Origin of the sequence: Pseudomonas sp., assembly GCF_030698175.1 — a bacterium.
Lineage (GTDB): Bacteria > Pseudomonadota > Gammaproteobacteria > Pseudomonadales > Pseudomonadaceae > Aquipseudomonas.
This window is the reverse complement of record NZ_JAUYNT010000006.1, coordinates 91,202-117,513: the sequence shown is the minus strand read 5'-3', so window position 1 is coordinate 117,513 and position 26,312 is coordinate 91,202. Positions and strand designations below refer to the sequence as shown.

Sequence of the window (26,312 nt, the reverse complement as noted above, 5' to 3'; positions counted from 1 at the left end):
TAGATCCGTTCAGAGATTCTCATCTGTGGCGCTGGCCCAACCGTGAGAGCTTTTGAGTCAGGCAATAAAAAACCGACCCGCGAGGTCGGTTTTTTATTGCGCGAAGAGCGCCGCTAAGAGTTCAGGGTCGCCACGGCCAAACCGGGAAAGTCGGTAATCAGGCTGTCGACGCCAAAGTCCGCGAGCCTGCGCATCAGCGCGGGTTCGTTGACCGTCCATACCGACACGTGCAGCCCTTGTTTTTGGGCTTTTTGCAGGCGCTCGGGGGTGCACAGCGTCCAGTTCAGGGCCAGCAGGCTGCAGCCGTAACGTTTGGCGACCTTTAGTGGGTCGAGCCAGTCGTATTCGGCCACCAGGCCGCGCGCTATGTCCGGAACCAGGCGTTGCCCGGCGCGCAGCACTTCGCGCGAGCTGGAGGTGATGCAGATTTTGTCGAGTAAACCGTAACGGGCGGCCAGTTCGCGGATGGCCAGTACGGTGTTGGCGGCTTTTACTCGGGAGGCGCTTTTTACTTCCAGCTGCCAGTGTTCGAAGGCGCAGTGTTGAAATAACTCCTCCAACCGGGGGATCGGGCAGGGCTGCAGCCAGCCGGGGCCGCCAAGGCGGGCGTCATAGCCGATCAGGTCGGCGGCCAGGTGCTGACTGACCTTGCCGCGCCGGCCGGTGGTGCGCTTGAGCGTTGGGTCGTGAATCACCATCAGCTCGCCATCGCGGGACAGGTACAGATCCAGTTCGCAACGTTTGACGCCGTGGGCCAGGCACTGCTGAAAGCTGGCCAGGGTGTTTTCCGGTGCTTCGCCTTTGGCGCCGCGGTGGCCATAGATCAGTGTCACGTTTGCTCCTTGAAAGTGGTCTGCGTTGCGGCGGCTTAGACTTGTTCGCGCAACTGCCGGCGCTCCAGCGCCTGGCGCTGCAGAATATGCCGGGCCATCAGTTGGCGTTGGGCATCGGTAAGGGCTTCGAACTCGATGCCGATTTCATACTGGCCATCGTCGCGTAGCCGGCAATTGACCACCTGACCGCGCAGTAACAGGCCCAATGCTTGCGGCATCAACACCATTTTGATCGCCAGATGGCTGCCGACTGCAAGCTCTTGCAGGTTGTTAAAGCTGATGCCGCTTTCGGACATGGTCACCTGGCGCGGCGCGCCGACATCACGCAACAGGTTTTGCGCCAGCGCCTGGCCGAGCAGGTCGATGCGCTTGTTCATCACCTTGAGATAGTTGGCCAGGGTGCGATCACGCTCGCTGATTTGTCGCAGCAAGTGCTGGGCTTCGAAGTCCAGTAGATGCAAATCGCTGAGTAAGTTGAACAACGGCGAGGCGTCGTGCAGGACGTCAGTGGCCAGCGCATTGGCGCCAGACAAGAGGGTGAAATCCAGTGCGATAGTGTCGCCTATACGGTAATATTCGCGGCGATCGTCTACGTCTTGAGTCGACATGCTGAACCCATGGCCTGAGTGATTGTCGGAGTGTAAAGCTGCCAGCCAAGCCCTGCCAACACATGACGGTGAAAACCACGGCAGTTGAGTGGTGGCTGGGTCAAAAGCGGCAAATCGGCAGTGTGACCTGGCTCGGCACAGTTGATTCGCTGGCAACTCGGCAGTAACGCGGCGCAGTGGTAAATCGCGCTTGACCCGGATGTCTCCTCTTTCGCCTGCGAATATTTTTATGTCCATGTTTAGACCGCTGTCTATCTATATCGGTGCGCGTTACACGCGGGCCAAACGCCGTAACCACTTCGTTTCCTTTATCTCCCTGACCTCGATGATCGGCCTGGCACTCGGCGTGCTGGTGATGATTGTGGTGCTGTCGGTGATGAATGGCTTTGACCATGAGATGCGCACCAAGGTGCTCGGCATGGTGCCGCATGCCACGGTTGAAAGTGCGCAACCCATCGATGACTGGCGCAGCATCGCCGCCCCGATGCAAAAGCATCCGCAAGTGCTGGCCGTCGCGCCCTTCGTGCAAATGCAGGGGCTGCTGACCTATGGCGATCAGGTGCAGAAGGTGCTGATTAACGGCATCGATCCGGCCGAGGAGAGCAAGGTGTCGATCATCGGCGACTATTTTGTCGACGGCCAAGGCAGCCTCGCTGAACTTCAAGCCGGCGAATTCGGCATCGTCATCGGCAATATTGCGGCGCAGAAACTCGGGGTCAGGGTTGGCGATAAAGTCACCTTCGTCGCCCCCGAAGTCACGGTGACGCCGGCGGGCATGTTCCCGCGCCTCAAGCGTTTTACCGTGAAGGGGATTTTCCACGTCGGCGCCGGCGAGCTGGATGGCTTTGTGGCCATGGCCAATGTGCAGGATCTGGCCCGTTTGCACCGCTGGAAACCCACCCAGGTGCAGGGCTTGCGTTTGAAATTTGCCGACTTGTTCCAGGCGCCCAAGGTGGCTTGGCAGTTGGCGGCGCGCTTGAGCGATGATTTCTATGCCCGCGATTGGACTCGTACCCAGGGCAACTTGTATCAGGCGATCCAGATGGAAAAAGCCATGATCGGCCTGCTGTTGCTGCTGATAGTGGCGGTGGCGGCCTTCAATATTATTTCCACCCTGGTGATGGTGGTCACCGACAAGAAATCCGATATCGCGATTTTGCGCACCCTGGGCGCCACGCCCGGGCAAATCATGGCGATCTTTATGGTCCAGGGCACTGTGATTGGCGTGGTGGGTACCCTGCTGGGGGCGCTGCTTGGCTGTTCGATTGCTCTCTATATAAGCAGCTGGATCAAGTGGCTTGAGAAGTTTTTGGGGCATAAGATCCTCGATGCGACTGTGTACTTTATCGATTACATCCCCTCGCAATTGCAGCTCAATGATGTGCTGTTGGTTTGCTCGGCGGCCTTGCTGCTGAGCTTTCTCGCTACCTTGTATCCGGCGTGGCGTGCGGCGCGCACCCAGCCGGCGGAGGCCTTGCGCTATGAATGATTCAACGTTGAATGCCCAAGTCTCAACGCCCTCGGCGGCCAATAAGCCTGCGGTACTCAGTTGCCGCAATCTGGGCAAGTGCTATGACGAAGGCCCGCAGGCGGTAGTAGTGCTGGCTGAACTTGAGTTGGAGTTGTTTCCCGGTGAACGGGTGGCGATTGTCGGCAGCTCAGGCTCGGGCAAAAGCACCTTGCTGAACATGCTCGGCGGGCTGGATACGCCGAGCAGCGGCAGCGTCTGGTTGGCCGGTGAAGAACTGTCGGCCCTCAACGAGAAGCAGCGCGGCTTGCTGCGTAACCGCGCCCTGGGTTTCGTCTATCAGTTTCACCATTTGCTGGCCGAATTTACTGCGCTGGAAAACGTCTGCATGCCCTTGCTGATCGGCAAACTGCCGATCCCCGAGGCACGCAAGCGGGCCACGGCTTTGCTGGAGCGGGTCGGCTTGGGGCATCGGCTTGAACACAAACCGGCCGAACTGTCCGGCGGTGAGCGCCAGCGGGTGGCGATTGCCCGGGCCTTGGTCAATCAGCCAGGGTTGGTGATGCTCGATGAGCCCACCGGCAACCTCGATCACCATACCGCCCAAGGTATTCAGGACCTGATGCTAGAACTCAGCACCTCCTCGCACACGGCTTTTTTGGTGGTGACCCACGACATGCAGTTGGCGCGGCAGATGGATCGCGTACTGCGTCTGGAAGACGGCCGGTTGGTGGCTGCCTAATATGTTCCGGCCCCTAAGTATTTTTATCGGCCTGCGCTATACTCGCGCCAAACGCCGTAATCACTTTATTTCCTTTATCTCGATGACTTCGATGATTGGCTTGGCGCTCGGCGTGCTGGCGATGATTGTGGTGCTGTCGGTGATGAACGGCTTTCAAAAAGAAATGAGTACGCGGATTCTCGGCATGGTGCCCCACGCGGCCATCCATGCCAGCGCGCCGCTGGACGACTGGCGGCCGCTGGCGGCCGCAGCCATGCAAAACCCGCAGGTGCTGGCGGTTGCGCCCTTTAGTGAGCTGGAGGGCATGTTGTCTTACAAGGGCAGCATGCAGCCGATTCAGATCAGCGGGATTGAGCCGGCGGAGGAATCCAAGGTTTCGATCATCGGTGAGCACATGACCCAGGGGCGTCTCGATGACCTCAAGCCCGGCGAGTTTGGGGTGATTGTCGGCGACATCACCGCCCGGCGTTTTCGCTTGAATCTCGGCGACAGCCTGACCCTGATCATCCCCGAGCGCAGCAGTAACGCCGGCGGCATCACCCCGCGTTTGCAGCGTTTGAATGTGGTGGGAGTGTTTAAGGTGGGCGCCGAGCTGGATGGCACCCAGGCCTTGATTAACCTGGCCGATGCCGCACAAATGCAGCACTGGCAGCCCAATCAAGTGCAGAGCCTGCGCTTGGCGCTGAAAGACCTGTATCAGGCGCCGCAAGTGTCAACGGCGATTGTGGCCCAGCTGGGCGCCGGTTATCAGGCGGCAGACTGGACCCTGACCCAGGGTGGGCTGTTCGCCGCCATGAAAATGGAGAAAACCATGATCGGCCTGCTGTTGCTGTTGATAGTGGCGGTGGCGGCGTTCAATATCATCGCCACCTTGATCATGGTGGTGGCCGACAAGGGCGCGGATATCGCCATCTTGCGCACCCTCGGTGCTACACCCGGACAGATCATGCAAGTTTTCATGGTGCAGGGCACCTTGATTGGCTTGGTCGGCACCAGCATTGGTGCGGTGCTGGGGGTGCTGGCGGCGCTGAATGTCAGTGAACTGGTGGGCTGGCTCGAGCGGCTCAGCGGTCAGCATGTGTTCAGCTCGGATGTGTACTTCATCAATAACCTGCCCTCTGATCTGCACGCCATCGATGTGCTACTGGTCTGTTCGGCAGGTTTTGGCCTGAGCTTCTTGGCCACCCTGTACCCGTCCTGGCGCGCCGCGCAGATTCAGCCGGCGGAGGCGTTGCGCTACGAGTAATGGCGCCGCCCCACATAAAAACGCCGTGGTTCAGGTGATCTGAGCCACGGCGCTTTTATTTAGGTTATGTGCCCGTGATGTGTTGCAAGGCGCAGTTCGTAGGGTGGGTTAGCGGCGCCACGCAGATTCAAAACCCACCGAGCAGCCCGTGCGCCGTGTAACCCACCAAGCGGTTTCAGTCTCTTACTGAGTTAGCGCGACATAGATCCGATGTTGGGTTACGCGGCGGCTCAAATCGTTGCGCCGCTTAGGTCATGCCAGTCGCCGCTAACCCAACCTACGAACGCGGCGTTTTTATTTAGGGCTGTTTTGCGCGACGCGCTTGTTGGCGTTTGTGCCAAGCATGGCGCACCCAGCAGCGCCAAAAGGTCATGGTTGCGCAGTAACCCAGGGCGCCCGCCAGCAAACCAGTGATCACCGAACCGAGTAAAAACGGCTGCCAGAGGGCGTTGAGTTCGGTGCCGATCCATTCCCAAGAGAGGCTGTCTGGCAGGTTGATGGCCGGGGTCTGCAGCAGCCAACTGCCGAGTTGGTAGGTGCAATAAAACACCGGTGGCATGGTGATTGGGTTGGTTAGCCAAACCAGGCCAACGGCAATCGGCAGGTTGGCCCGGCACAGCACCGCCAGGCTGGCGGCCAACAGCATCTGCATTGGCAGCGGAATAAAAGCCGCGAACAGACCCAGCGCCATGGCGCGCGACACCGAGTGGCGGTGGAGGTGCCAGAGGTTTGGCTCATGCAGCAGTTTGCCCAGAAATCGCAGCGAGCGATGCTCCTTGAGGCGCTCAGGGTCTGGCATATAGCGCTTGAATAGTCGACGCGGCATCTGGGCGCTCTCTAGGTTCTGTTGCTGTCGGCGCGCAGGCCGCGACGCAGGCGTCAACAGCGGCGGTGGGACTTCGACAATATTATGCACAGCTTTGCGCGACTCACCCTCGACCACTTTGTGACAAGTCTTGAGCGGGGCGGGCAAAGGCCACTGAGCCGCTATGCTCAGAGCGGTGAATCTGTTTTTCGGGAGTGTTTGGCTATGCGCGCAGGGATGCTGGCGCTTGCTCTGGGGCTATTGGTCTTGCGTTTCTTGCCGGCCTTGCCGCCGTTATGGCTATTGCTGTTATTGCCGCTGCTCGGTCTGTTGCTGCTGCCGACCCGCGGCTATCCACTGGCGTTTTTTCTCTTTGGTTTCAGCTGGGCCTGTGTCTCGGCGCAGCTGGCCTTGGATGATCGTTTGGCCCCTGAGTTGGATGGCCGCACCCTGTGGTTGGAGGGTGTGGTGGTGGGCTTGCCGGAATTACGCGGCGGCGTGGTGCGCTTTCAATTAGCCCAGGCGCAGGCGCGACGGGCCGAGCTGCCGCAGCTGATACGGGTGTCGTGGGTGGCCGGGCCTTCGGTGCTTGCAGGTGAGCGCTGGCGGTTGGCAGTGCAGTTGCGCAGCCCCTATGGCTCGGTTAATCCGCGGGTTTTCGATTATCAGGCGTGGCTGCTGGCACAACGGGTTGGTGCGCTGGGCACGGTTAAGGCCGGCGAGCGCGTGCAAGCGGCGACAGGGATTGCCGCTTGGCGCGACCAGTTGCGCAGGCGTCTGCTGGCTGTCGATGCCTTTGGCCGCCAGGGCGCGCTCGCCGCTTTGGTGCTGGGTGACGGTTCGGGGTTGTCACGGCAAGACTGGCAGCTGCTGCAGGCCACGGGAACCGTGCATCTGCTGGTGATTTCCGGTCAGCAAATCGCGTTGCTGGCCGGCTTGGTCTATGCCCTGGTGGTGGGCTTGGCGCGGCTCGGCCTCTGGCCAAAGAAATTGCCCTGGCTGCCTTGCGCCTGCGGGCTGGGCTTTGTCGTCGCCCTGGCTTATGCGCTGTTGGCAGGTTTTGAGGTGCCGGTGCAACGGGCCTGCGTGATGGTCGGGTTGGTGTTGCTGTGGCGCTTGCGTTTTCGTCATCTGGGCGTCTGGTGGCCGTTATTACTGGCGTTCGCTGGCGTGTTGTTGGTCGAGCCGCTGGCCAGTTTGCAGACCGGTTTTTGGCTGTCGTTTGCGGCGGTGGCGTTGCTCGCCTGGGTGTTTGCCGGGCGTCTCGGCGCCTGGCCCTGGTGGCATGCATGGTGGCGAGCGCAGTGGAGCCTGGCGTTGGGCTTGTTGCCGCTGCTGCTGGCCTTGGGTTTGCCTATTAGCCTGAGTGGCCCGCTGGCCAACCTGTTTGCAGTGCCCTGGCTGAGCTTGCTGGTGACGCCCTTGGCATTGCTCGGCACCTTGCTGTTGCCGATTCCTTGGTTGGGGGAGGGCTGTTTGTGGCTGGCCGGCGGTTTAATGCAGTTGTTGTTTGTGTTGCTGGGGCAGGTGGCCAGCTGGTTCCCGGCTTGGCTGTCAGCCACAGTGCCGCTGTGGGGCTGGTTGCTGGCCAGTCTTGGCGCATTGCTGCTGTTGCTGCCCGCAGGCGTGCCTTGGCGTGGTTTGGGCCTGCTGCTGCTGTTGCCGCTGTTTTACCCGCCGGTTGTTACGCCGCCTCTGGGGGAGGTGGAGGTCTGGCAGTGGGATGTGGGGCAGGGTTTATCGGTGCTGCTGCGTACTCGTACGCACAATCTGCTGTATGACGCCGGCCCCAAACATGCCGATTTCGATCTGGGTGAGCGCATAGTGCTGCCGGCGGTGCGTGGCTTGGGGGTGAAAAAACTCGACCTGATGCTGCTCAGTCATGCCGATATGGACCACGCCGGTGGCGCTTTGGCCCTGGCCCGTGGTTTGCCTATAGCCCAGGTGTTAAGCGGGGAGGCCGGCGAATTGCCTGCCTCTTTAGCGGCGCAACCCTGCGTCGATGGTGCGCACTGGCAGTGGGATGGGGTGGGCTTTACCACCTGGCGCTGGCAGCAAGCGCCGGCCGGTAATCCATCGTCTTGCGTGCTATTGGTCGAGGCGCAGGGTGGCGAGCGCTTATTGTTGACCGGCGACATTGATAAGGCCGCAGAGTTTGCCTTGCTTAAGCGTGCCGGCGATCTGCATGCCGACTGGCTGCAAGCGCCCCATCACGGCAGTCTTAGTTCGTCTTCCAGGGCTTTTTTACGCGCCGTGCAGCCGCGTGGGGTGCTGCTCTCGCGGGGCCGGCGCAACCCTTATGGTCATCCCCATCCACAGGTGTTGGCGCGTTACCAGGCATTGGGGGCGGTGCTGTACGACAACGTGCCCAGTGGTGCGCTGCGGATTCAGTTGGGCCGCCGTGCACCCGCGTACGGGGCGCGTGAAGTGCGGCATTTTTGGCAGCCTGAATTGATAAAATAAGCGAAGTGCGTCGGTCGGCGCACTGGCGACCCTATGCTAGAGTGTGGCCACTTTTTATTGGAGGGTGGCTTGCGTGTGGGAATTAGTGAAAGCCGGCGGCTGGATGATGCTGCCAATTATTTTGAGTTCGATAGTCGCCACCGCCATAGTCGCCGAACGCCTGTGGACCTTACGCGCCAGTCGCGTGTCGCCACCGCATCTGCTCGGGCTGGTGTGGCGCTGGATCAAAGACAAACAACTGAATGCGCAAAAGCTCAAAGATCTGCGCGCCACCTCGCCCTTGGGTGAAGTGCTGGCCGCCGGCTTGGCCAACTCCAAGCATGGTCGTGAGATCATGAAGGAGTGCATCGAGGAGGCCGCCAGTCGGGTTATCCATGAGCTGGAGCGCTACCTCAATGCCCTCGGCTCGATTGCCGCCATGGCGCCGTTGCTGGGTTTGCTCGGCACAGTGTTCGGCATGATCGAGATTTTTAACGGCTTTATGGGCGATGGCATGAGCAACACCGCCTCGCTCGCCAGTGGTATTGGCAAGGCTTTGATCACCACAGCTGCCGGCTTGATCGTGGCGATTCCGGCGGTGTTCTTCCATCGCTACCTGCTGCGTCGGGTCGATGAGTTGGTGGTGGCGATGGAGCAGGAGGCCATCAAGTTGGTCGAGGTGGTGCAGGGTGACCGTGAGGTGGATTTCAGCGAGGAAGCTAAAGCGTGAAATTTCGCCGCAGAGCGGGCAATGTGGCTCGCGAAGAGGTTTTCCTCAACCTCACCTCGTTGATTGATGTGATCTTCGTGTTGCTGCTGTTTTTTGTGGTGACTACCACTTTTAGTCGGCCCAACCAGCTGAAGATCGAGTTGCCCGAGGCGTCCAGTGGCAGCCCGCCGACGCAGACCGAGCTGAAGCAATTGGAAATCGCCATCGGCGCCGATGGCCAATACCAAGTCAATGCACAAAGCTTGCTAACCAACGACCTGGCCAGCCTGATGAGCGCCCTGCAGCGCGAGTCCGAGGGCGACAACAGCTTGCCTTTGACCATTAGTGCCGATGCCAAAACCCCTCACCAAGCCTTTATCACCGCGATGGATGCTGCCGGCAAACTGGGCTTTGCTCACCTGCGCATCACCACCGTTGAGGCCAAGGCGGCGCCTTGATGAGCGTTACCGAACGCCTGCTGCAAGCTTGGTATCAAGGCCATCCGGCGTTGCTGCTGCTGCGCCCGCTGGAGTGGCTGTACCGCGCGGTGGTCAAGCGTAAGCGCGGTAATTTCGTGGCCGGGCGTGGCGCCATTTATCGCGCGCCAGTGCCGGTGATAGTGGTGGGCAATATCACCGTCGGCGGCACCGGCAAGACTCCGCTAATTCTGTATTTAATCGAACATTGCCGGACCCGTGGCCTGCGCGTCGGCGTGGTCAGTCGCGGCTACGGCGCCCAGCCGCCCAGCTGGCCTTGGCGAGTGCGTGGCGAGCAGTCGGCTGCGGTGGCGGGCGATGAGCCCTTGCTGATAGTGCAGCGCAGTGGCGTGGCGCTGATGATCGATCCTGATCGTGGTCGCGCCGTCCAGGCGTTATTGGACGCCGAGCCGCTGGACCTGATTCTCTGCGATGACGGTTTGCAGCACTACCGTCTGGCCCGTGACCTGGAGCTGGTACTGATCGATGCTGCCCGGGGCCTGGGCAATGCTCGTTGCCTGCCGGCCGGTCCCTTGCGCGAGCCGGTCGAGCGCCTGCACAGCGTCGATGCGCTGCTGTATAACGGCGCCGCGGCTGATCGCAGTGATGGTTACGCCTTTACCTTGCAGCCTACCGCGCTGGTCAACTTGCTAACCGGCGAGCATCGCTGCCTAAGTGCTTTCCCGCCTGGCCAAGCGCTGCATGCGGTCGCCGGGATCGGCAATCCGCAGCGTTTCTTCAACACGCTCGAGGCGCTACACTGGCAGCCGATTGCGCATGCCTTTGCCGACCACGCGCAGTACAGTGCCGCGCAACTGTCGTTCAGCCCGTCGCTGCCATTGCTGATGACGGAAAAAGACGCGGTCAAGTGCCGGGCCTTTGCCCAGTCGGACTGGTGGTATTTGGCGGTGGATGCCCGGCCATCGGCGGCGTTTAGTCTGTGGCTGGACAGCCAGCTCGATCGCCTGTTGGCTGTCTCACGCTAAAGCGCAGTTGTCTGCTTGCGGGCTACTCGCCGCGCCGTTTTAACCCCCTTATCAAGGAGTCCCCATGGACCCGAAACTGCTCGATATTCTCGCCTGTCCCCTGTGTAAAGGCCCGTTGCACCTGGCTCGCGACAAGTCCGAGTTGATCTGCAAAGCCGACGCCTTGGCGTTTCCAGTACGCGACGGTATCCCGGTGATGCTGGAAACCGAAGCGCGTACCTTGAGTACCGATGAACGCCTAGATAAATAGGATAAGTAAGTCATGAGCAGCGTGTTTACCGTCGTTATTCCGGCCCGTTATGCCTCCAGTCGCTTGCCCGGCAAACCCTTGCAAGACATCGCCGGCAAACCCATGGTTCAGCATGTGTGGCAGCAGGCGAAAAAAAGCAGTGCCGCGCGGGTGGTGATAGCCACCGATGACCTGCGCATTCTTGAGGCTTGTCAGGCCTTTGGCGCCGAAGTGGTATTGACCCGCGTCGATCACAACTCCGGCACCGATCGCTTGGCTGAAGTGGCATTGCAACTGGGGTTGGCGGCGGACGCGATTGTGGTCAACGTGCAGGGTGATGAACCGCTGATTCCGCCGGCGATTATCGATCAGGTTGCGGCCAATTTGGCGAAGCATGCCGAGGCGCAAATTGCCACTTTGGCCGAAGCTATTACTGATGTGGAAACCCTGTTTAATCCCAATGCGGTGAAGGTGGTTGCCGATGTGAACGGGCTGGCGCTGACTTTTAGTCGCGCGCCCTTGCCTTGGGCGCGGGATGCGTTTGCCTTGGGGCGTGAGCAGTTGCCGGCGCAGGTTCCGTATCGCCGGCACATCGGCATTTATGCCTATCGCGCGGGCTTTTTGCAGGACTTCGTCGCCTGGGGCCCATGCTGGCTGGAAGATACCGAATGCCTGGAGCAGTTGCGGGCGCTCTGGCATGGCGTGCGTATCCATGTGGCCGACGCGCTGGAGTCGCCACCGGCCGGCGTCGATACCCTGGAAGATTTGCAGCGCGTGCGCGCGTTGCTGGGGGCTTGATGCGAGTCTTGTTTGTTTGCCTGGGCAATATCTGCCGTTCGCCGACCGCCGAGGGCGTATTGCGCCACAAGCTGGCGGCGGCCGGGCTGCAGGAGTTGGTTAGCGTTGATTCGGCCGGCACCAGCGACTGGCATGTGGGCAAGCCAGTCGACAGTCGCACCCGTTTGGCCGCGCAACGTCGGGGCTACGATCTGTCGGCGCTGCGTGGGCGGCAAGTGTGCGCGGCTGACTTTGCCGGCTTTGAGCTGATTTTCGCCATGGACCAAAACAATCTGCAGCACTTACAAAGCATGCAGCCCGCCGCCGGCATCGCGCAGCTGGACCTGTTCTTGCGCCGCTATGGCTTGCCGACTGAGGAGGTCCCCGATCCCTACTACAGCGGCGAAGAGGGCTTTGAGTTGGTGCTGGATTTGCTTGAGCAGGCTTGTGATGAGCTGGTCGCCGAGCTGAAGGGGCGCTTGTGAGTTTGCAACTAGAGCAAAATGTTTCGCTAAAAGCCTTTAACAGCTTCGGGCTGAACGTCAGGGCTCGCCTGTTTGCCCAGGCTCAGGATGATGCGCAGGTGCGTGAAGCCTTGGCCTTGGCCCGTGAGCGACAGTTAGCCTTGCTGGTGATCGGCGGCGGCAGCAATCTGTTGCTGACTCACGATGTTGATGCACTGGTGCTGCGCATGGCTAGTCGCGGTATTCGCTTGCTGGCTGACAGCGACGATGAGGTCATGGTCGAAGCCGAGGCCGGCGAACCCTGGCATCCCTTCGTGCTCTGGAGTTTGGCGCAGGGCTTGATGGGGTTGGAGAATCTCAGCTTGATCCCCGGCACCGTCGGCGCCGCGCCGATGCAAAACATCGGGGCCTATGGGGTGGAGCTGAAGGATGTGTTTGCCGGCTTGACCGCGCTGGATCGAGAGACTGGTGAGTTGCGCGAGTTTAGCCTCGAGCAAGCCGCTTTCGGTTACCGCGACAGTCTGTTCAAGCGTGAGGCGGGGCGTTGGTTAATTTTACGGGTGCGCTTTATCTTGCGCCGACAAGCCGCTTTGCATCTGCAGTACGGGCCCTTGCGCCAGTATCTGCAAGGGCAGGGCATAGCTGCACCAACCGCCAGCGATGTCAGTCGCGCGGTGTGCGCCATCCGCAGTGAAAAACTGCCCGATCCGGCCGTGCTCGGCAATGCCGGTAGCTTCTTCAAAAATCCTGTGGTCTCGGCTGCGCTGGTGCAACGCTTGCGCAGCGAGCACCCAGATTTGGTGGCTTATGAGCAGCCCAATGATCAGTTTAAGTTGGCCGCCGGTTGGTTGATTGAGCGCGCGGGCTGGAAGGGTTTTCGCGAGGGCGATGCCGGCGTACATCAACAGCAAGCGCTGGTCTTGGTCAACTATGGCGCGGCCACCGGTGCGCAACTGTTAAGTCTGGCGCGGCGGATTCAGGCCGATATCGCCGAGCGGTTTGCGGTCGAGTTAGAGATAGAGCCAAACGTGCTCTGAACCAATAAGCGCTGTCGGGGGCTGTGGTGCTTTTCCATGGCCCACAAAAAAGGGGATGCTTTTGGCATCCCCTTTTCGTTGGTGCAGCTTTTAGGCGAGAGGTTTCTCTTCCTCGGTCTGCGGAGCTGCTACTGGCTCAGGCTCTTGCGGGCCGGCAGTCTCGACTTCAGTCGGGGCTACGAACTCGATAGTGGCTTGGGCGGGCTCTTCAGCGCTGCTGCTTTCGGCTGCTGGTGCGGCGTCTACCGCTTCAACTGCTTCAGTTACAGCCTCAGGAGCTGCGGCCTCAACGGCAACCTCGACAGCGGCTACTTCAACCTCGGCCACGCTCACTTCGATAGGCGCAACAACAGGAGCTGCTGCAGCTTGGCTGGCAAGCGCCTCGGCTTCGCGTTGACGGCGACGAATTTCCCGTGGGTCGTTCGGTGCGCGACCAGTGCTGCTAACCGGCTCGGCAACGACTGCGGGTGCAGCTTCGATAGCGGCAGCTTCGTTGACTACTACTGGTTCGGCGACCGCAACCACTTCTGCAATTACTGCTGCGGGTGCAGGCTCGGCCTCTGCTTGGGTTTCTGCTGGGGCTTCGACGCGGGTCGGTGCTGGTGCAGTAACTTCAACAATGGCTTCGATTACCGGAGCGGCGACCACTTCGGTCTGCGCTACGGCAACTTCAGCTGGCTCGGTGCTGGCAACAGCTTCAGTGCTTGCGGCGCTTTGGTTGTCGGCGATTACTTCGCTGGCTACTGCAGCGGCTACTGCCACAACAGTGCTGGCCGGCAAATCTTGGCTGCTTTCTTCGCCGTCGTTTGCCTCAGTGCTTTCTTCGCTGCCTTCAATCACGTTGCCGTTGGCATCGCTTTGACGCTCGCGACGATTGCTGCGACGACGCTGACCGCGTGAGCGACGACGTGGACGCTCGCCTTCGGCGCCATCCTGCTCGTCATCCAGCAGTTGCTCATCAACAGGCAGTGCTTCTTCTTCAGTTGCGGCAGTTTCGCTAGCGGCGGCAGGGCGTGGCTGGCGCTCTTCACGTGGCGCCCGTGGTTGACGCTCTTCGCGCGGTGCACGAGCCGGGCGTTCTTCGCGGGGTGCGTCGGTGCGTGCAGCTTCTTGCGCTACTGGCTGGCCTTGTGCATCCAAAGGCTCGCGCAGTTCACGGGTTTGCCGCTCTTCTCTTGGCTGGCGTTCTTCACGCGGTGCGCGGGCCGGGCGTTCTTCGCGGGGTGGACGCGATTGACGAACTTCTTGTGGCTCGCGAACTTCTACTGCTTCACGGGGCTGGCGTTCTTCACGCGGTGCGCGGGCTGGACGCTCTTCGCGCGGCTCACGGGGTTCGCGGGCGGCACGTTCTTCGCGGGCAGGGCGCTCTTCACGCGGCTTGCGCTCTTCATCGCGACCACCGCTGCGGCCACCACGGCCACGGGTTTGCGGACGACCGCTGTTGCTGCGGCGGGCTTCTTCGGCGCGCGGAGGGCGTTCGCCGGCAGGCTTTTCGATGACCAGCAGCGGTTCTTCTTTACCGGCAAACAAGCTCACCAGCGATTTGACCAGACCTTTGAACAGGCTTGGCTGGGCGCTTTCAACGTGAGCAACTGGCGCGGCCGGAGCCTCGCTCACCGGCACAGGTGCAGTGCGCTGTGGCGCGGTCTTAATGGCTGCGTCTTGGCGAACCAGGGTGCGGGTGGCCGCAGCTGGTTGGACTTCTTCGACTTCGACGGCAGTCATTTCGTAGCTTGACTGGCCGGCTTGCAGATCGGCGCTGTCATCACGCAGGCGCTGCACTTCAAAGTGCGGCGTTTCCAAGTGATCGTTCGGCAGGATGACGATGCGGGCACGGCTGCGCAGTTCGATCTTGGTGATCGAGTTGCGTTTCTCGTTGAGTAGGAACGCGGCGACCGGGATCGGCACTTGCGCGCGAACTTCGGCGGTGCGGTCTTTCAGGGCTTCTTCTTCGATCAGGCGCAGGATCGCCAGCGACAGCGATTCGACGTCGCGGATCAGGCCTTGGCCGTTGCAGCGTGGGCAGACGATGCCGCTGCTCTCGCCCAGCGATGGACGCAGACGCTGACGGGACATTTCCAGCAGGCCAAAGCGCGAGATACGCCCAACTTGCACGCGGGCACGGTCGGCTTCGAGGCTTTCGCGGACCTTGTCTTCCACGGCGCGCTGGTTTTTGGCCGGTGTCATGTCGATGAAGTCGATCACTACCAAGCCGCCAATGTCGCGCAGGCGCAGCTGGCGGGCGATTTCTTCGGCGGCTTCGAGGTTGGTCTGCAGCGCGGTTTCTTCGATGTCGGCGCCTTTGGTGGCGCGGGCCGAGTTGATGTCGATAGAGACCAGAGCTTCGGTCGGGTCGATCACGATCGAGCCGCCGGACGGTAGGGTCACTACGCGCTGGAAGGCGGTTTCGATTTGGCTTTCGATCTGGAAGCGGTTAAACAGCGGCACGCTGTCTTCGTACAATTTGATTTTGCTTTCGTACTGCGGCATCACTTGGCGGATGAAGCTCAGGGCTTCTTCTTGCGCTTCGACGCTGTCGATCAGTACTTCGCCGATGTCTTGGCGCAGGTAGTCGCGGATGGCGCGGATGATCACGTTGCTTTCCTGGTAAATCAGGAAAGGTGCGGCGCGGTCCAGGGAGGCTTCTTTGATGGCGGCCCAGAGCTGCATCAGGTAATCGAGGTCACCCTGCATTTCGTCGCTGCTACGGCCAAGGCCGGCAGTGCGCACGATCAAGCCCATGTCGGCCGGTGCGTTGAGGCCGTTGAGGGCTTCACGCAGTTCGTTACGCTCTTCGCCTTCGATGCGCCGTGAAATGCCGCCAGCCCGTGGGTTGTTCGGCATCAGCACCAGGTAACGGCCAGCCAGGCTGATAAAGGTGGTCAGGGCGGCGCCCTTGTTGCCACGCTCTTCTTTCTCGACCTGAACTATGACTTCCTGACCTTCGGTCAGCGCGTCCTTAATGTTGGCACGGCCTTCGGTGCCTTTCTTGAAGTATTCGCGGGAAACTTCTTTGAGCGGCAGAAAGCCGTGGCGATCAGAGCCGAAATCGACGAAAGCGGCTTCAAGGCTTGGTTCTACGCGGGTGATGCGGCCTTTGTAGATGTTCGATTTCTTTTGCTCGCGTGCCCCGGACTCGATGTCCAGGTCATACAGGCGTTGACCATCTACTAGTGCGACACGCAACTCTTCGGGTTGAGTTGCGTTAATTAGCATTCTTTTCATGTTGTACCGTCGGTTTCCGGGCTGGCGGAAATGGCGCTCGGCACACACGACTCTAACGGTCGGTGCAGGTGCGTCAGGAGCGCTTGTCAGGCGCTCCAGTGTCTAGCGATGCTCGGCCAATTGGCCCGGGTTCGCGACGACGTCTCCTGGTATTGGTGAAGACTGAACGTATCAGTCAGGAGGAGGAATCAACCATCGGTAGCGGACAGAATGAAGCGTCTTGAAAAGCCCAGTGCTACACAGTCCGATGGTTGTGCGTCTCCACCCTACACGTATCCGAAGAATCGGGTGCCGCTCGCAGATTTCGCAGCGGGTTGCATTAATTGCGATTACCCCAGCGGGGTTCTCGCGGCTGATATCTCAAGGCCTTGGTTTCCGGAGTGTTCGCGGCCTTGGTGGCCTTTCTATCTTCGAACAGTCCGTGGGACGGCCCTACGTCCTGAATAACTCTTTGTCGTTCAGCGATGGCTATAGCGATCATCCGCTGAACGGGCCACTTTTGGCGGCGTTCGGGAATATAGCAGTAATCATTAAGTGCTTCAAATCCATAAAAAATTGTTATCATTGCCGGATGATAACTACTACCTCTCCGATCACCGCAGTGCAGCTGCTGGAGGTCGCGCCGGAGCTTGCCGGTCAGCGTATTGACAACTTTCTTCGCACCCAACTCAAGGGCGTGCCGAAGACCTTGATTTACCGCATTTTGCGTAAAGGCGAAGTGCGGGTGAATAAGGGTCGGATCAAGCCTGAGTACAAGTTGCAGGCCGGCGATATCATTCGCGTGCCTCCGCTGCGGCTGGCCGAGCGCGATGAGCCGGCGCCGCTGGCGAAGGGGCTGCTGGATCGGTTGGAAGCGGCGATTGTCTATGAAGATAAGGCGCTGATCGTTCTGAATAAACCGGCAGGCATTGCGGTGCACGGCGGCAGTGGCCTGAATTACGGGGTGATTGAGGCTTTTCGGCAGTTGCGCCCGGATACCAAAGAGTTGGAGCTGGTCCATCGCCTGGATCGCGACACCTCCGGCCTGTTAATGATCGCGAAAAAACGCAGCATGTTGCGCCATTTGCACGCCGCCTTGCGCGGCGATGGCATTGATAAGCGCTATATGGCGCTGGTGCGTGGCAATTGGCCGACGGCCAAGAAGCAGGTCAATGCGCCGCTGTTGAAAAACACCTTGCGCTCCGGCGAGCGGATGGTCGAAGTCAATGAAGAAGGCAAAGAGGCGCTGACGATCTTCAAGGTGTTGCGCCGTTTCGGTGAGTTTGCCACCTTGGTCGAGGCCAAGCCGGTTACCGGTCGCACCCATCAGATTCGCGTGCATGCCTTGCATGCCGGGCATGCGATTGCCGGTGATGATAAGTACGGTGATGAAGATTTTTCCCGTGAGATTCGTGATCTGGGCGGCAAACGCTTGTTTTTACATGCTTATTCATTGCGGGTGCCGCTGCCGGACGGTGGTGAAATGCAGTTTGAGGCGCCAGTCGATGAGTTGTGGCAGCGTACTATCGAGCGTTTAAGTGTCTGATATAGAAGTGCCGAGCGGTTATAAGCTGCTGATTTTCGATTGGGATGGCACGCTGGTGGACTCCATTGCGCGCATCGTTGAGGCCATGCATCTGGCGGCGGACAGTTGCGACTTGCTGCGCCGCGATGATGAAGCGGTCAGGGGTATTATCGGTCTGGCCTTGCCAGAAGCGGTTCGCGTGCTTTATCCCGATTTGCGCGAGTTGGCAGATGTTGAGCGTTTCACTCGAGTTTACAGCGAATGCTATCTGGCTCTTGAGGTTGAGCCGTCGGAGCTGTTTGCCGATGTCGATGAGTCGTTACAGGCTTTTCGCGAGCAGGGTTATCACTTGGCGGTGGCCACCGGCAAGAGTCGTCATGGTCTTGATCGAGTGCTCGCCGGGCGCGGCTGGAGTGATTACTTTGATATCACTCGTTGCGCCGATGAGTCGGCGAGCAAGCCGCATCCGTTGATGTTGGAGCAAATCCTCACGCATTTTCAGTTGCAGCCGCAGCAGGCGTTAATGGTCGGTGATTCAATCTTCGATTTGCAGATGGCCCGCAATGCCGGCATGCAGTCAGTGGCGGTTGGTTATGGGGCGCAGTCGTTGGCAGTATTGCGCCAGCAGCAGCCGCATTTGGCGATCGAGCGCTTTAGTCAGTTGCGTGACTGGTTGTCCTGTTAGGCGAATGATCAATAAATGGAGTGAGTGAATATGTCGGATGAATGGAAGGCTGCATCTGCTCCCGATGCGGATGGCAAAAGCTGGAAGCTGCTGGAAACTACGCTACTGGCTGGTGTGCAGGAGCAGCGTCGTGCGCGGCGTTGGGGGATTTTCTTTAAGTTGCTGACCTTTGTGTACTTGTTCGGTGCGCTGGCGATGTTTTCGCCGATGCTGGATCTGCAAAAAACGGCGGCGCGCGGCGAAAACCATACGGCGCTGATTGAAGTGCGCGGCATGATTGCCGATCAAGAGGCGGCCAGCGCGGACAATATAGTCGGCAGCTTGCGCGCCGCCTTCGATGATCCGAAAACCAAGGGCATCATTCTGCGCATCAATAGCCCGGGCGGCAGTCCGGTGCAGTCGGGCTATATCTATGATGAGATCCGGCGTCTGCGCGCGGAGCATAAAGACATCAAGGTCTACGCAGTGATTACCGATCTCGGCGCCTCGGGTGCTTACTACATTGCCAGTGCGGCAGATGAGATTTACGCCGATAAGTCCAGCCTGGTTGGCTCCATTGGTGTGACCGCCGCGACCTTCGGTTTTGTCGATGTGATGGCGAAGTTGGGGGTTGAGCGCCGCGTTTATACTTCGGGTGAGCACAAGGCTTTCCTGGATCCGTTCCAGCCGCAAAAGGCCGAAGAGACGAAATTTTGGCTGGGCGTGCTGGATACCACCCATCGCCAATTTATCGACAGCGTCAAGCAGGGTCGTGGTGATCGCCTGAAGGTCGACGGGCATCCTGAGCTGTTTTCCGGCTTGATCTGGTCGGGTGAGCAGGCGTTAGCGCTGGGCTTGATCGATAAGCTGGGCAATAGCAGCTATGTCGCACGGGAAGTGATTGGTGCGAAAGAGCTGGTTGATTACACCGTGCAGGATTCGCCGCTTGATCGCTTTGCCAAGAAGATCGGCGCTAGCGTGGCTGAGCGATTGGCCTTGTGGACTGGCTTTCAAGGGCCGGCATTGCGCTAAGTGGTGTTGCTTGCGTGAATGGAGCCCGGTTTTACCGGGCTTTTCATTTATGGGCGCTTCAAGGGATCTGTACGCCTTCGTTGAGCAGCATGTCGACCAGTCTAATCAGTGGCAGGCCGACCAGGCTGGTGGCGTCAGTGCCTTCGGTGGCGCGAAACAGGCTGACCCCAAGGCCTTCGGCTTTGAAGCTGCCGGCGCAGTCAAAAGGCTGTTCCGCTTCTAGGTAGCGGCTGATGCTGGCTTCGGATAGCCGGCGAAAATGCACCGTGAAGGGGATGCAATCGATCTGCCAGGTATTGGTGGTGCTATTGAGTAAGGCTAAGCCCGTTAGGAAGGTTACCGATGCGCCGCTGGCGGCTTGCAGCTGGGCTTTGGCGCGGACAAAGTCGTGGGGCTTGCCGATGATTTGGCCGTTGAGTACCGCTACTTGGTCTGAACCAATGATTAAGTGTTGGGTAAAGTCGCCGGCCAGCGCTTGGGCTTTTTCTTGGGCGAGGCGGCGTACCAGTGTTTCGGCGCTTTCATTGGGTTGATGGGTTTCGTCGATGGCGGGCGCGCTCCAGCTAAAGGGCAGCTGCAAGCGGCTGAGCAATTCGCGGCGGTAAGGGGAGCTGGAGGCGAGCGCGAGCGGCGTCATGGGCTTCTTCTTGGGCTTGTTTTTGGGTAAGAATACGATTCTAACTGGCGGGCCTGCAGGCGCACAGCGAGCAATTTCCTTTGACACTGAATGGGTAGATCCCTAGAATGCTGCGCCTATGTTGAATGCACCGATTCCACCTCATGTTGATCCGCGCAAGCTGGCTGATCGTGGCGCTACCCTTGAAGGGGAAGTGTCGCTAGCGAGTTTGTTGCGACTCTGCGATCCGCTTGCGGATAACAGTGGTTCTGTTCGAGCGAAATTTTCTTTCGGTCGGGACGAGCAAAAAGCTGTGGTTATTCGCAGCCGGATCGACGTTGAAGTCAAGATGGTTTGTCAGCGTTGTCTGGAGCTGGTCGCTCTGCCGATCCATAGCGAATGTGAATACGCTGTGGTGAAGGAAGGAACGGCCATTGAGTTGCAGCCTAAGGGCTACGATGTCCTGGAAATGGGTGAGGAGCCGCTGGATCTGTTGGCGTTGGTTGAGGATGAGTTACTACTCGCCTTGCCTATTGTTCCGACCCATAACACTAATTTTTGCCAGCAGCCGGCCGGTCTCGATGAGCCTGAGTCGAGCGAGGACGAGGTAACGCGGTCCAACCCGTTCAGCGTGCTGGCACAGTTAAAGCGTGACCCAAACGTTTAGGAGTTAATAAGTTATGGCTGTTCAGCAGAACAAAAAATCCCGTTCCGCCCGTGACATGCGCCGTTCGCACGACGCCCTCACTGCTAGCACTTTGTCGGTTGAGAAAACCACTGGCGAAGTACACCTGCGCCACCACGTATCGCCAGAAGGCGTTTATCGTGGTCGTCAAGTGATCGACAAGGGCGCTGACGAGTAAATCTTGTCCGCTCCGATCATCGCAGTTGATGCAATGGGTGGGGACTTCGGTCCCCACTGTATTGTTCAGGCCAGCCTTGCCTGTTTGGCCGCTATACCCTCGCTTCACCTGGTCCTTGTCGGCCAATCTCCCGTCATTGAAGAATTAATTACCCGCCATCCCGGTGTCGATCGTTCGCGCCTGCAGATTGAACATGCCAGTGAAATAATCGGTATGGCTGAGCGGCCTGCGCAAGCGCTGCGCGGTAAGCCTGATTCGTCGATGCGCGTGGCGCTGGAGTTGGTGCGCAGTGGTCGGGCGCAGGCCTGTGTCAGTGCCGGCAACACCGGCGCCTTGATGGCGCTGTCGCGCTATGTGTTGAAGACCTTACCGGGCATTGATCGCCCGGCGATGGTCACGGCAATACCCACCGCTCGCGGCCCGTGTTACTTGCTTGATCTGGGCGCCAATGTCGATTGCAGCGCCGAGCACCTGTACCAGTTCGCGTTGATGGGGGTGGTGGCCGCAGAGGCCTCAGGGGTGACCAATCCGCGCGTGGCGCTGTTGAATGTCGGCACCGAAGAAATCAAGGGCAATCAGCAGGTCAAGCTGGCGGCGAGTCTGCTGCAGCAAGCCATTGGCTTGAACTATATCGGCTTTGTTGAGGGTGACGGTCTGTATCGTGGCGAGGCCGATGTGGTGGTCTGCGACGGTTTTGTCGGCAATATCTTGCTCAAATCCAGCGAAGGTTTGGCGGCGATGATTGCTGCGCGCATCGAAGCTGTTTTTAGTCAGAGTCTGCTTTCGCGGTTGGTGGGTGCGTTGGCGTTGCCCTTGCTGCGCCGGCTAAAAAACGAGTTGGGCCCGGTACAGCACAATGGTGCGAGCTTTCTGGGTTTGCAGGGGATTGTGGTCAAGAGCCATGGCTCGGCGTCCCCTGAGGCCTTTCAAACGGCCATTCGCCGTGCCTTGGCTGAGGTGCAAGAGAATCTGCCGCAGCGTCTGCATGGACGTCTTGAGCATCTGCTGCTGTAACTCAGTCGTAAGCTGGTTGCGGCAGGATGTGACTGAGGTGTTTGGCTTTGCATCCAATTCAACAGTTTCTGGCGCGGCGCCCGCAGTGGTGCAGTTGTCGCTGAACCTGCTTGGCGCTGGCTGAAGGCGCAAAGCAATTATTTCGACGGTTAGATCACTAGAGAGCAGTTTAAATGTCTGCAAACCTCGCATTCGTTTTCCCCGGTCAAGGTTCGCAGTCGCTCGGCATGCTTGCCGAGCATGGCGCGCAACAACCGCTGATTATCGACACCTTTGCTGAAGCCTCCGAGGCGCTGGGCTATGACCTCTGGGCGTTAACTCAGCAAGGTCCAGAAGAGTTGCTGAATCAAACCGATAAAACTCAGCCGGCGATTCTCGCAGCCTCCATCGCACTGTGGCGTTTCTGGTTGGCTGAGGGCGGCATGCGCCCGGCTTTTGTCGCCGGGCACAGCTTGGGTGAGTATTCGGCGCTGGTCGCGGCGGGTAGCTTGGGCTTTGCCGATGCGCTCAAGTTGGTCGAGCGCCGTGGCCAGCTGATGCAGCAAGCGGTGCCGGCTGGGCAGGGCGCCATGGCGGCGATTCTTGGCTTGGACGATGCTCAGGTGATTGCGGCCTGCGCCGAGGCCGCGCAAGGCGAAGTTGTTAGCGCAGTAAATTTCAATGCGCCGGGGCAAGTGGTTATTGCCGGTAGCGTCGCCGCCGTTGAGCGGGCGATTGCGGCCTGTAAGGTCCATGGGGCGAAACGCGCCATGCCGCTGCCGGTGAGTGTGCCGTCGCATTGCGATTTGATGCGCCCGGCGGCTGAACGCTTTGCTCAGGCAATTAGCGAAGTCACGTGGCAGGCGCCAGAGATTGCCTTGGTGCAAAACGTCAGTGCCGCCGTGGTGGCCGATTTGGACACGCTCAAACGTGACCTGCTGGCGCAACTTTACAATCCGGTGCGCTGGGTTGAATCAATGGTTTGTTTGGCTGAGCGCGGTGTCACTGATTTGGTCGAGTGTGGGCCGGGCCGGGTGCTGAGTGGCTTGAATAAGCGCTGCGTTAAAGGCGTGAATAATCACAATTTGGATAGTCCAGAGGCTTTTGCGGCGACTCGCGCGGCGCTGGCCTGAATATCGCAACCTGAACTTAAGGAGAAATAGTTATGAACCTACAAGGTAAAGTTGCTCTGGTAACCGGCGCTAGCCGGGGTATTGGTCAGGCCATTGCACTCGAATTGGGGCGCCAGGGCGCGGTCGTCATTGGCACCGCAACCACCTCGGGCGGCGCTGAGCGTATCGCTGAAACCTTGAAGGCTGCGGGTGTCGAAGGTGCGGGTTTGGTGCTGGATGTGAGTAACAGCGAGTCGGTGGCGACAACGCTGGAACACATTCAGCAACACCTTGGTCAGCCGCTGATCTTGGTCAATAACGCCGGCATTACCCGCGATAATTTGATGCTGCGAATGAAGGACGATGAGTGGTTTGATGTCATCAACACCAACCTCAACAGCGCGTATCGTTTGTCCAAGGCGGTGCTCCGTGGCATGACCAAAGCGCGCTGGGGGCGGATTGTTAACATCAGCTCAGTCGTCGGCGCCATGGGCAATGCCGGGCAGTCGAATTACGCCGCATCCAAGGCCGGCCTTGAAGGTTTTAGCCGAGCCTTGGCGCGTGAAATTGGTTCCCGAGCGATCACCGTTAACTCGGTGGCGCCAGGCTTTATTGACACCGACATGACCCGCGAATTGCCTGATGCGCAACGAGAAGCCTTGCTGACGCAGATCCCTTTGGGGCGTCTGGGGCAGGCCGAAGAGATCGCCAAAGTAGTGGCTTTTCTGGTTTCTGATGGCGCTGCCTATGTCACAGGCGCTACTATCCCGGTGAATGGCGGTATGTACATGAGCTGAATGTGCCGGCATTGGCGCGGAGCGGGAGCGCCAGCAGGCGGTTACCTTATCCGGCCCCGGTGAATGGTGGTATGTACATGAGTTGAATGTGACGACATCCTGCGAGCTGTTGTCATATGGGTTGTGTAACATTGGGTATAAAGCACTAACTGGTTTATAAGCAGATCGTTGTGGTGTTGTTGAGCGGGTGACTGCATACAGCTTGAAATGCAGAAAACCCTTTCGCTACACTTAGCCGCAGACCAGTTGTCCAGAATTTTCAATAGGAGTGAAAGCAAGGTATGAGCACCATCGAAGAACGCGTCAAGAAAATCGTAGCCGAGCAACTTGGCGTCAAAGAAGATGAAGTAACCAACAGTGCTTCCTTCGTTGAAGACCTGGGTGCCGACTCCCTTGACACCGTTGAGTTGGTAATGGCTCTGGAAGAGGAATTCGAGACCGAAATCCCGGACGACAAAGCTGAAAAGATCACCACTGTTCAGGAAGCAATCGATTACGTTACCGCTAACGCGTAACACTCTGTAATCGTCGATTTCTGACTTGGAAAAACCGCACTGCCTTAACCGGCGTGCGGTTTTTCTTTAAGTGCAGTTAAATCGAACAACAATCAAGGAGCTTGCTGTGTCGCGTAGACGTGTAGTGGTCACTGGGATGGGCATGTTGTCGCCGCTGGGGAATGATGTAGCCAGCAGTTGGCAGGGCATTCTGGCTGGTCGTAGTGGTATCGGTCTGATTGAGCACATGGACCTTTCTGCCTACACCACCCGTTTTGGCGGCTCGATTAAGGGCTTCAATGTCGAGGAGTACTTGTCCGCCAAAGAGGCGCGCAAGATCGACCTGTTTATTCAGTACGGCCTGGTCGCGAGTTTCCAGGCCATGCGTCACTCCGGGTTGGAAGTGACTGACGCTAATCGTGAGCGCATTGGCGTAGCGATGGGTTCGGGTATTGGCGGTCTGACCAATATCGAGAATAACTGCAAAATCCTGCATGAGCAGGGGCCGCGGCGATTGTCGCCGTTCTTTGTGCCCGGCTCGATCATCAATATGATTTCTGGCTTTCTGTCGATTCACCTGGGTTTGCAGGGGCCGAATTACGCCATTGCCACCGCTTGCACTACCGGTACTCACTGCATTGGCATGGCCGCGCGCAACATCGCTTACGGCGATGCTGACGTGATGGTCGCCGGCGGTTCGGAAATGGCCGCCTGCGGTCTGGGCTTGGGTGGTTTTGCGGCGGCGCGCGCCTTATCTACCCGTAACGATGAACCGGAGCGCGCGAGCCGGCCGTGGGATAAAGGCCGCGATGGCTTTGTGCTGTCTGACGGTGCTGGCGCCTTGGTGCTGGAGGAGTTGGAGCATGCCAAGGCCCGTGGCGCGACCATTTATGCCGAGCTGATTGGCTTTGGCATGAGTGGCGATGCCTATCACATGACCTCGCCGCCAGACGATGGCGAAGGGGCAGCGCGCTGCATCAAAAACGCCCTGCGCGATGCCGGTGTGAACCCTGAGCAAGTCGATTACATCAATGCCCATGGCACTTCGACCTCGGCCGGTGACAAGGCGGAGGTGGCGGCGATCAAGTCGGTATTTGGCGAGCACGCCTACCAGCTTTCTGTCAGTTCGACCAAGTCAATGACCGGCCATTTGCTGGGCGCTGCCGGTGCGGTTGAGGCGATTTTCAGTGTGTTGGCGTTGCGCGATCAGGTGGCGCCGCCAACCATTAACCTCGATGAGCCGGATGAGGGCTGCGATCTGGATTTTGTCGCCCATCAAGCCAAACCGAGGCCAATTAATGTGGTGCTGTCGAATTCCTTCGGCTTTGGCGGTACCAACGGCTCGCTGGTGTTTCGCCGGTTTGCTGAGTGATGTTGAGCTGGGTCGACGGCCAGCCAGCGGAGCTGCTGTCGGTTAAGGATCGCGGTCTGGCCTATGGCGATGGCTTGTTTGCCACCCTGGGCGTGCGCAATGGCCAGCCGCACTTGTTGGAGCGCCAGCTGGCGCGCTTGCAGCTGGGTTGTCAGCGTTTGGCGTTGCCCTGTGATCAGGCGCTGGTGCGCAGCGAGCTGCTGGCCTTTGCCGAACAAGTGGGCAGCGGAGTACTCAAGCTGATTGTCACCCGTGGCGATGGTCAGCGCGGTTATGCCATGCCGCAGCCGACGCAGTCGCGGCGGATCTTGCAAGCGGCGCCGTTGCCGAGTTATCCCGCTACTAACGTCAACCAGGGCGTGCAGCTGTTTCCCTGTGCCACCCGGCTCGCCGAGCAGCCGTTGTTGGCCGGCTTAAAGCACCTGAATCGACTCGAGCAAGTTTTGGCGCGCGCCGAATGGCAATCAGACGATTACGCCGAAGGCTTGTTGTGCGATCACAGCGGGCGAGTGATTGAGGGGGTCTACAGCAACCTCTTTATGGTTCAGCAGCAGCGGTTGCTGACCCCAGCCTTGACCCGTTGCGGCGTGGCCGGGGTGATGCGCGCCGAGTTGCTGGCCCAGGCCACGGCGTTGGGCGTCGCGGTGGTTGAGCGGGATATCAGTTACGCCGAGTTGCTGGCCGCCGATGAAGTGTTTGTCTGCAACAGTCTTTATGGTGTCTGGCCGGTTCGCTCATTAGCTGGGCATGACTGGCCGGTCGGCCCGCTCACCCGTAAACTGCAGGCCATTGCTGGCGATCTACTGGGCTGCTGATTC

General features: G+C 59.3%; 27 protein-coding genes. 22 read left to right on the top strand and 5 right to left on the bottom strand.

Translation table 11 applies throughout. From position 1 onward, the window contains the following. Positions 1 to 113: 113 nt before the first annotated feature. Together Q8R10_RS03370 and Q8R10_RS03365 are read right to left on the bottom strand one after the other, a co-directional pair. The gene (locus tag Q8R10_RS03370) at positions 114 to 833 is read right to left on the bottom strand and encodes a glycerophosphodiester phosphodiesterase (protein WP_305651010.1); all 720 of its coding nucleotides are present in this window, start codon (positions 831 to 833) and stop codon (positions 114 to 116) included. Positions 834 to 868: 35 nt separating this feature from the next. Further along, a complete protein-coding gene (locus Q8R10_RS03365; RefSeq protein ID WP_305651008.1) occupies positions 869 to 1,441 on the bottom strand; it encodes a PilZ domain-containing protein in 573 nt (190 codons plus the stop codon). A gap of 235 nt (positions 1,442 to 1,676) precedes the next feature. On the opposite strand from Q8R10_RS03365, the gene Q8R10_RS03360 reads away from it, so the two are divergent. From Q8R10_RS03360 to Q8R10_RS03350, 3 genes are read left to right on the top strand one after another with little or no spacing between them, the layout of a single operon-like run. Next, a complete protein-coding gene (locus Q8R10_RS03360; RefSeq protein ID WP_305651165.1) occupies positions 1,677 to 2,930 on the top strand; it encodes a lipoprotein-releasing ABC transporter permease subunit in 1,254 nt (417 codons plus the stop codon). Beyond that, the gene (lolD, locus tag Q8R10_RS03355) at positions 2,923 to 3,651 is read left to right on the top strand and encodes a lipoprotein-releasing ABC transporter ATP-binding protein LolD (RefSeq protein ID WP_305651006.1); all 729 of its coding nucleotides are present in this window, start codon (positions 2,923 to 2,925) and stop codon (positions 3,649 to 3,651) included. The genes Q8R10_RS03360 and lolD overlap by 8 nt, the downstream gene beginning before the upstream one ends. A 1-nt stretch (position 3,652) precedes the next feature. Then, on the top strand, positions 3,653 to 4,897 hold the full coding sequence (locus Q8R10_RS03350; RefSeq protein WP_305651005.1) for a lipoprotein-releasing ABC transporter permease subunit: 1,245 nt from the start codon (positions 3,653 to 3,655) through the stop codon (positions 4,895 to 4,897). A gap of 298 nt (positions 4,898 to 5,195) precedes the next feature. On the opposite strand, the gene Q8R10_RS03345 is transcribed toward Q8R10_RS03350, so the two are convergent. Next, positions 5,196 to 5,723 (bottom strand): DUF2062 domain-containing protein, encoded by a 528-nt coding sequence (locus tag Q8R10_RS03345; protein WP_305651003.1) that lies wholly within the window; start codon positions 5,721 to 5,723, stop codon positions 5,196 to 5,198. Positions 5,724 to 5,927: 204 nt separating this feature from the next. On the opposite strand from Q8R10_RS03345, the gene Q8R10_RS03340 reads away from it, so the two are divergent. From Q8R10_RS03340 to murB, 8 genes are all read left to right on the top strand, one after another. Beyond that, positions 5,928 to 8,165 (top strand): DNA internalization-related competence protein ComEC/Rec2, encoded by a 2,238-nt coding sequence (locus tag Q8R10_RS03340; RefSeq protein ID WP_305651001.1) that lies wholly within the window; start codon positions 5,928 to 5,930, stop codon positions 8,163 to 8,165. A 73-nt stretch (positions 8,166 to 8,238) separates the two neighbouring features. Further along, entirely contained in the window at positions 8,239 to 8,874 is a 636-nt protein-coding gene (locus Q8R10_RS03335) for a MotA/TolQ/ExbB proton channel family protein (RefSeq protein ID WP_305650999.1), read from the top strand. Next, positions 8,871 to 9,311, top strand: coding sequence for a biopolymer transporter ExbD (locus Q8R10_RS03330; protein ID WP_305650997.1), 441 nt, complete (start codon positions 8,871 to 8,873; stop codon positions 9,309 to 9,311). Before Q8R10_RS03335 ends, Q8R10_RS03330 begins: the two co-directional genes overlap by 4 nt. After that, the gene (gene lpxK / locus Q8R10_RS03325; RefSeq protein ID WP_305650996.1) at positions 9,311 to 10,315 is read left to right on the top strand and encodes a tetraacyldisaccharide 4'-kinase; all 1,005 of its coding nucleotides are present in this window, start codon (positions 9,311 to 9,313) and stop codon (positions 10,313 to 10,315) included. Before Q8R10_RS03330 ends, lpxK begins: the two co-directional genes overlap by 1 nt. Positions 10,316 to 10,379: 64 nt before the next feature. After that, positions 10,380 to 10,565 (top strand): Trm112 family protein, encoded by a 186-nt coding sequence (locus Q8R10_RS03320; RefSeq protein WP_305650994.1) that lies wholly within the window; start codon positions 10,380 to 10,382, stop codon positions 10,563 to 10,565. A 12-nt stretch (positions 10,566 to 10,577) separates the two neighbouring features. Continuing rightward, positions 10,578 to 11,342: a 3-deoxy-manno-octulosonate cytidylyltransferase gene (kdsB, locus tag Q8R10_RS03315; protein ID WP_305650993.1), complete on the top strand. Its 765-nt coding sequence runs from the start codon at positions 10,578 to 10,580 to the stop codon at positions 11,340 to 11,342. Beyond that, a complete protein-coding gene (locus tag Q8R10_RS03310) occupies positions 11,342 to 11,806 on the top strand; it encodes a low molecular weight protein-tyrosine-phosphatase (RefSeq protein ID WP_305650991.1) in 465 nt (154 codons plus the stop codon). Before kdsB ends, Q8R10_RS03310 begins: the two co-directional genes overlap by 1 nt. Beyond that, the gene (gene murB, locus Q8R10_RS03305) at positions 11,803 to 12,822 is read left to right on the top strand and encodes a UDP-N-acetylmuramate dehydrogenase (protein ID WP_305650989.1); all 1,020 of its coding nucleotides are present in this window, start codon (positions 11,803 to 11,805) and stop codon (positions 12,820 to 12,822) included. The genes Q8R10_RS03310 and murB overlap by 4 nt, the downstream gene beginning before the upstream one ends. Before the next feature lie 90 nt (positions 12,823 to 12,912). Here murB and rne read toward each other — a convergent pair whose 3' ends face one another. Beyond that, on the bottom strand, positions 12,913 to 16,047 hold the full coding sequence (gene rne / locus Q8R10_RS03300; protein ID WP_305650987.1) for a ribonuclease E: 3,135 nt from the start codon (positions 16,045 to 16,047) through the stop codon (positions 12,913 to 12,915). A gap of 571 nt (positions 16,048 to 16,618) precedes the next feature. Between rne and rluC the strand changes: the two genes are divergently transcribed. From rluC to sppA, 3 genes are read left to right on the top strand one after another with little or no spacing between them, the layout of a single operon-like run. Continuing rightward, on the top strand, positions 16,619 to 17,572 hold the full coding sequence (rluC, locus tag Q8R10_RS03295) for a 23S rRNA pseudouridine(955/2504/2580) synthase RluC (protein ID WP_305650985.1): 954 nt from the start codon (positions 16,619 to 16,621) through the stop codon (positions 17,570 to 17,572). A gap of 7 nt (positions 17,573 to 17,579) precedes the next feature. After that, a complete protein-coding gene (locus Q8R10_RS03290) occupies positions 17,580 to 18,236 on the top strand; it encodes an HAD-IIIA family hydrolase (protein ID WP_305651163.1) in 657 nt (218 codons plus the stop codon). 30 nt (positions 18,237 to 18,266) lie between these two features. Then, positions 18,267 to 19,247 (top strand): signal peptide peptidase SppA, encoded by a 981-nt coding sequence (gene sppA / locus Q8R10_RS03285; RefSeq protein WP_305650984.1) that lies wholly within the window; start codon positions 18,267 to 18,269, stop codon positions 19,245 to 19,247. Between the two features lie 58 nt (positions 19,248 to 19,305). On the opposite strand, the gene Q8R10_RS03280 is transcribed toward sppA, so the two are convergent. Next, on the bottom strand, positions 19,306 to 19,884 hold the full coding sequence (locus tag Q8R10_RS03280; protein WP_305650982.1) for a nucleoside triphosphate pyrophosphatase: 579 nt from the start codon (positions 19,882 to 19,884) through the stop codon (positions 19,306 to 19,308). Between the two features lie 118 nt (positions 19,885 to 20,002). Between Q8R10_RS03280 and Q8R10_RS03275 the strand changes: the two genes are divergently transcribed. The 8 genes from Q8R10_RS03275 to pabC all read left to right on the top strand — a co-directional run bounded on the left by Q8R10_RS03275 (position 20,003) and on the right by pabC (position 26,309). Then, on the top strand, positions 20,003 to 20,530 hold the full coding sequence (locus tag Q8R10_RS03275) for a YceD family protein (protein ID WP_305650980.1): 528 nt from the start codon (positions 20,003 to 20,005) through the stop codon (positions 20,528 to 20,530). A gap of 13 nt (positions 20,531 to 20,543) precedes the next feature. Next, positions 20,544 to 20,726: a 50S ribosomal protein L32 gene (gene rpmF, locus Q8R10_RS03270; protein WP_305650978.1), complete on the top strand. Its 183-nt coding sequence runs from the start codon at positions 20,544 to 20,546 to the stop codon at positions 20,724 to 20,726. A gap of 3 nt (positions 20,727 to 20,729) precedes the next feature. Next, positions 20,730 to 21,740 carry a phosphate acyltransferase PlsX gene (gene plsX / locus Q8R10_RS03265; RefSeq protein WP_305650976.1) on the top strand — a complete coding sequence of 337 codons (1,011 nt, stop codon included), beginning with the start codon at positions 20,730 to 20,732 and terminating at the stop codon, positions 21,738 to 21,740. A 173-nt stretch (positions 21,741 to 21,913) separates the two neighbouring features. After that, the gene (fabD, locus tag Q8R10_RS03260; RefSeq protein ID WP_305650974.1) at positions 21,914 to 22,852 is read left to right on the top strand and encodes an ACP S-malonyltransferase; all 939 of its coding nucleotides are present in this window, start codon (positions 21,914 to 21,916) and stop codon (positions 22,850 to 22,852) included. 32 nt (positions 22,853 to 22,884) lie between these two features. Then, positions 22,885 to 23,628, top strand: a complete 744-nt coding sequence (gene fabG / locus Q8R10_RS03255; protein ID WP_305650972.1) for a 3-oxoacyl-ACP reductase FabG — start codon at positions 22,885 to 22,887, stop codon at positions 23,626 to 23,628. Between the two features lie 281 nt (positions 23,629 to 23,909). Next, entirely contained in the window at positions 23,910 to 24,143 is a 234-nt protein-coding gene (gene acpP / locus Q8R10_RS03250) for an acyl carrier protein (RefSeq protein ID WP_305650970.1), read from the top strand. A 106-nt stretch (positions 24,144 to 24,249) separates the two neighbouring features. Further along, complete coding sequence (gene fabF, locus Q8R10_RS03245) at positions 24,250 to 25,494, top strand: beta-ketoacyl-ACP synthase II (protein ID WP_305650968.1); 1,245 nt, start codon at positions 24,250 to 24,252, stop codon at positions 25,492 to 25,494. Further along, positions 25,494 to 26,309: an aminodeoxychorismate lyase gene (pabC, locus tag Q8R10_RS03240; protein WP_305650967.1), complete on the top strand. Its 816-nt coding sequence runs from the start codon at positions 25,494 to 25,496 to the stop codon at positions 26,307 to 26,309. The genes fabF and pabC overlap by 1 nt, the downstream gene beginning before the upstream one ends. The last annotated feature ends 3 nt before the right edge of the window (positions 26,310 to 26,312 follow it).